Origin of the sequence: Massiliimicrobium timonense (genome assembly GCF_002160865.1) — a bacterium.
In the GTDB taxonomy this organism is placed as follows: Bacteria; Bacillota_I; Bacilli_A; order Erysipelotrichales; family Coprobacillaceae; genus Allocoprobacillus.
In genome coordinates this window covers 1-6,556 of the sequence record NZ_NFLJ01000066.1, presented here as the reverse complement: position 1 = coordinate 6,556, position 6,556 = coordinate 1, and the positions used below count along the sequence as shown (strand labels likewise).

General features: G+C 25.6%; 2 protein-coding genes. Both read right to left on the bottom strand.

Annotation, left to right across the window (positions count from 1 at the left end; genetic code table 11):
• Positions 1–1,194: 1,194 nt before the first annotated feature.
• Positions 1,195–3,945: an amidohydrolase family protein gene (locus B5E75_RS13810; protein ID WP_087360444.1), complete on the bottom strand. Its 2,751-nt coding sequence runs from the start codon at positions 3,943–3,945 to the stop codon at positions 1,195–1,197.
• On the bottom strand, positions 3,938–6,556 hold a 2,619-nt coding region (locus B5E75_RS13805), incomplete at its 5' end, for a hypothetical protein (RefSeq protein WP_206413998.1). The genes B5E75_RS13810 and B5E75_RS13805, both read right to left, overlap by 8 nt.

The window sequence follows — 6,556 nt, the reverse complement described above, 5'->3', positions numbered from 1 at the left end:
TTTCTCATTCATTGATTGTTCCTCCTTTTTGATTTTTATAGTTAACAACAACATCAATATTTAAGGAGTCATAAAACAATCCAAGAAATGTTCCTCTATTATATATATACGCATTAAATACTTCATTTTACTTCTTATTTAGACAAAAAATTTAAAAAATCTTTTTCTAAGACAAATATAGCACAATATTTGCTTATTGTAAATATTGTGCTATATCATCTTTGCTATTATGCTTCATGTATCCTTTGATAAGCTTTTATCTCATCTTATACAGTTTCTACAAATAACATATCCATTCTCTTATCTTTTCTATACTTCCTTTCTTTATACAGCTTCAAACAACCTTTATTCATTCTTTATTTTTGTATTTCCTTATTCATTCATAATAAATAAACTCTATACATCTCATAGCAATAACCTTTCTCAAAACCAACGCTAATAAAGTACTATGATAAACATTATTAATGACACATGATCAATTATCTTTATAAATAACGTCTTGGTTATATCCTTTTCTACCTAAATCCAATAACTGCACCACTTTTACCATTCATGATTAATTATAAAAAATAATTATGTCACATAGTCAAATATACCTATTTGATTTTCCACTATAAATCTATATATATCAAAGTTTATTTTTTATATGACATTGTTTCAAAAAATAATTTTTTATTTCAATTGAAAGCATAAAAAAAGAGAGCTCTCCTTACTAAATTAAAACCATTTAATATAAATGCTCACTTTCAAAGACATAATAAACTCATATATAATTTTAACAATAGAAAAACAAGACATAATCTCACATCTATCAAATATCAATTCATGTATTGTAAACAATAAATTATTTATTAAAAAACTTTTCTCACGAGTCGATTTTCAACCATTTCTTTTCTTTCTTGTACAGCATTATAATCTAGTACTTTACGATGTCTAGATATATTAACAGTATATTTTTTTCTTGTAAAAGGTTTACTTTTTACTTGTTTTGCCCGATTCATCACATACATATCAAATCCACTCCTTAAACAAAAAAATTTCAGCTATATTATAACATATTAATTTCCATAATGCAAATACGAATCATTTTGAGTGGTAGCAAAGGAATCAAAGGAATTATTACCTCAGTTATTCATGATTATGCAATACTATGAATAACTGAGGCTAAAGCTTAACCGTTCTTCAACTATAAAATCAAATATCTTTCAGTTTTAATCTCAATTTTTTCAAAAAAGAAATGGCATCTTCTTTGATAATTTCTTTATTAGATAGGAATGTCGAATAGTGGCTATTTCGTCTCACAAAATTTAACCATTCATTAATTTCTTTTTTAGAATAGCCCATATTAGTGAATTGTGCCTCTAGCAAAGAAAACTGAAAAACAAGATCAGTATTAAAAATAGCAGGATCATCCGTATTAATCGTCATCAATACATTTTTACTGGCATCTTGATTAAAACCAATAGTATCCATATTTAAATATGGTAATAACGTGACATCGTCCACATCGCCTACCAAGCTATTAGAAACAGGATTAATTTCTACTATGACACCTTTATTTGAAACTTTCTGCCTAACGTTTTGTTGCAATACATTATATAAATCATAGTCAAACATATTTTCTTGAATCAAAACTGTTTCATTCATTTTTCTAACATAATACCAACAATTATCAGCAACTAATAATTCTTGCAAAGACCACGTTCTTTGTTTCTCTTGTACATTTTTGTCATTGCATATATGTTTAAAACAACAACCATCTTGATCAGCTAACATTTTAACATATTTTTTATCTACACAAGTAAAACTATAAAGATACCAATCAATCAAAGTATGAATATCAACTGTACTATCACTATTTTGAGAATATATTGATCGGAAAACATTTAATATCTTACTTCTCAACTCACTCTCAATAACATTAAGTTGAAGTCCATCTCTAGAGATTTTCATATAAATCCAAATAAGATTTTTTAAGTACTCACCCTTTTTGATTTGAGTCACTTTCTTATCTCTTAAATACCTCTTTAAATCAATTGCTAAAGCTAATCCGTGTCCAATACGATCTCCCTCTACATAATTAAAATATGTTATGACTTCATCAATATGCCTTAACCCACTGACAATGCTTGAAAAAACTTCTCCTACATGATAAGTAAGCCCTAAATCTTTAATAGGAAACATCGTATATTGATTATACAATTCCATTAAAGCAGGATTTTGTGACTCTTCCATAATTTCATGATATGGATTTGTAACAAAGCGATAAATAGGTGCATATACATACGGTTCACAATAATATTCATTACCAGCAACATCTATACCAATTATTATCTTTTCCAAGCCATCGACTTTATTTCTTAAATGTTGAACAGCCATCATCGTTGCTAATGTTTGTATTTGTAAGTTTCCATAACTTAAATGGGTATAATCATTATTTTTTTTAAACTTTTCAAAACAAATTTTTTGAGACATATCAGCCTGTTCTTTTTTAAACATCAAAATATAACCTAACTTCGTAATAATACTATGATCATCCAACTGCTCACACCATTTATAATAATAGTTAATGAGATCTTGAATTTGTTTACTATAACTTCCAATCATTCCAGAAAAACTTTGACAAGAAGAAGCAGAAACTTTTAATTCTACACCCTTAATCAATTCAGAATGATGATAATGGTTTAATACTACACTCACTTTTTCTTTAACAGATAAACATTTATTTGAATTTGAAGCATGATAAAACTCTCTAAAATAGGACAAACCTTTAATAGAATACGTTTGAACTTTTAAAGAAAAGAAACTATTTTTTATACGCACATATTGAAAAAATGCTTTTGTTAATAAATTTTTTTCCTCAGTGTCTTTCAATTCTCTTAAAAAACGTATACAGTGAAAAATAAATACATTTTCATATTGTTCTTTTTCTACATCACCAATAAATACACCTATATAATCTTCATATTCTGCATTTTTTCTCTTAATTTCTTTATCAATTTCATTGATCATATAGTTTAATTGACGAATACTTTCTCGTGAAAAGTTTACATCAGCATATTGACAAATAAATTCTTTATGCTCATAACTTATATAATCTAAATACTCTCGGTTGTTTATACTATGATTTCTCTCTTTTTCTTCTTTATAGAAGTATATTATTTTCATCATAACATAGCGATAAATAATCGAAGCCATCATATAGACATCATATTGAAAGTTATCATCTTTTAAGCCATTTAAACTACTTAAAGAATCTAAAACATCTCTTGTTGTTTTACTATATGGAAATTTTCCTACAATTGACCACCATTGAACATTAAAACCTATAGCTCCACCAAAATGAACATGTGTTTCATAAAAACCATCTTGAAACATATGTGATTGATAATGATTCAATAAATGAACATGTATTCCATTTTTGCTTCTTACAAATGCATCAATACATTCTATGTATTTTTGTAAATGATTGATAATAACCAATCCCATATCCATAAACCTTGATAAATAGTACCAAATTAAAATACGTTGATTTTCATTATATAAAGCAAAAAGATCATTTTTAACATCTATATATTCCTGATTCAAAAAAACTTTATAATCCTTTATCAATAATAAAGATTTTCCTAATTGTTCCAATAATCCAAAATAGAACTTCCAAACCTTATATGCTTCATCTTCATTTCTGTCATGTCTATGATACTCATCTACATATATTTCGTCATCTTCTCTTCTAGGAAAGATACTTTCTAAAATCAATATAAATTCATCTAAATCTCTAATATAAAACTCAGTATTAATAATATTGAACATTGCATAAATAAAATCTTTATATGTTATATTTTTAATACGATACTGATAATAATAGTCCTCTTTTATAAACTGATAATGGCGAAAAGGCAACGTCATTAATGCTATCTTAATAATTAAATTATAATTATTCATTTTCTAGTCCCTCATTAATAACTCCTAATAAGTTCAAGAAAAATTTCTTTTCAGTAATATTATTTGTACAATTCAAATCATACAAATAAGTACTCACAATATAAATAGGTATGAGATACATATAAAATTGACTCTGAGCTAAAATGAGATCTCTATTTACGTTATTTGCATCTTTTATAGCATCAGCAAATATATTAACTTGCTCATATATATAGTTGCAAATTTCATCTATTACATCCATATCCTTTGTAGAGTGTAAGAGGTACATTTGCATTTCTTCCATAAAATGGTTGCTTATATTTCTTCCATAAGATGTATGCAATAATTCATTATAAACACATTTTTCAAAATCAAAGTTATTCATACTTGTTCCTAACATCACCATAGCATTATTAATTAACTCATTGAAAAATTCATTCAATCTATTTTCTGAATATTCAATCATGACTTTGTTAAGTTCTAACTCTAAATAATCAAGTACCATCTTTGTAGATAAAAATATCTTCTCAAAAGCATGACTTTCTAAATTATCTTGGATAAGCTCAATATAAACCTCTTTTTGATTTCTAAAATTATATTCAGAAAACTTTTCAATATTCAATTTCGGTGAAGGATTGTTAGAATATATATCTGCTATGAGTTTACAATGTCTTAAATCATTAACAAAGTGAGGAATATTAGAGTTTTCTTCATAAGATATATTTTCAATCCTATTACAATAGAAATTTAATACCTCTTTATAAAATTGATTGATGTCCTTTGTGTTGCCTTTATTAATATATGAAATTAAATTTTTATCATTAAAGACATCTTTAAGCATCTCACAAAAATCTATGACATCTCGCAAAGACTGAATATCTTCATTCTCATCATATAAATTATAAAGAATATCAAACATTGGCAATATTTTTTCATAAAATTTTGTATAAGGATAGAGATGTGATGATAAAGATAAGTTATTTATGATAAGATTTCTTAAATATAATAACCATGCATAGTTTTGATCCTCATATTGTCTAATTAAGGCTTCCATAATCTCTTCTTCACATGTTAATCTCCTAGAAACATCACCATACAAAGCATTATCATATTGAACAGACAGTTGTTCTGATTCCTTTTCACCTTGCTTATCAAATATATTTGTAGATATTTCACCTTCATATATTTTAACTATTGCTTTCATAATTTGCACAAGATACTTTTTATCATTATTTTCATTATAAAGGGCTGTTTCTTTTCTTGTATGATTAACATCACCATTCATAGCATGTATAGCTTCCATAGACATTCTTGTTGTAATAAAAGAATAAAGCAATAAAATTTCTTCTAAGTCTAATTGACCAGGTAAAAACATAGTTATATTTTTATTAAAATGATTAACAAACTCATACAATATGATATTTTTCACTTTATCTCTTATACGTTTATAACGATTTTCATATTTATTAAATAACTTGTTCTGGAGTTCATTCATAAATAATGGTAACATAATTAATGCTTGAATTTCGTCTTTGACTTCATCAGTTATATATGGATGATGATTTTCTTTTTGTGCTTCCTCTATTTTCAATTTAATAATTTCCTTAAGTTCTTCACAATCAATCCTCAATCTTTTATATTCATCATTCTTTTCACCTTTTTTAATATATAAGTATCTTGAAATATTTTTGAGATTCTTACGATACGTATTTTTAGAATTCAAAAGAACCTGTAAAAATTCTTCCATAAATTTTAATTTCTTCTTATTATCAACTTGTTGTATATTGGATAATGCATTAATTTGTCCCACTAAATATAAATAAACATTTATAAAACCTCTGACACTTCGACTAAAAACAGAATAATATGGAAAGATGTCTATATGTTTGTATACCAAAAAATCATTGTCTTTACCTTTATCTGATAATTTATCAATTACCTCTTTTAATAAATATTTAATGGGTTTATCTAACCATAAGTTTTCTATGTTCGTATTTGATTCATACTTACTATATTTTATTTGACTTTTCTTTTCATTATCCAACCAACGTATTTCAAAACGATACATTGGAGGCAATACTTTCTTTAAAAAGGATTCAGCTCTTTTTTTGATTAATTCAATAGCTTGATACTGTTTTTCAGTTTTACCAAATAAATATATATTATCAAGTCCATAATGATATATTTTTTCTTTTTCTAACAATTTAAGTGTCACTGATTGTAAAAACAAATCATAATCACCACTTATAAAAGTCACAATATGAGCATTAGATAAAAACGTTAAAAATGTTTCAAAAATACCTTCACAATATTGTGCTGTGACATCAACATCATCAAAGAAAAAGAATATAAGTGGTTCATCATCACATCTATATAATGAATGATTAAGATATTTTTTATAATTTATCATTGCATCAATTAAATGATTAAAAGAATCAACAATTTCTAAATCTTGTTGTTGGATTAATGTTGCTTCATCTATATATTCAACATCACTACGATATGTTTTATCAACAATAGTCTTATATGATTCCTTACGATGATGATAATTTCTTTTCAGATTATGTAAACAATCCATAACCAACTCTTCATGTTTATTAATTTCACTATCCCTATTCAATAAACAAGATGT

Bases quoted from the DNA above. Each gene is read 5' to 3' on its own strand.
- B5E75_RS13810 (WP_087360444.1), bottom strand. From the start codon at position 3,945: ATGAATAATTATAATTTAATTATTAAGATAGCATTAATGACGTTGCCT.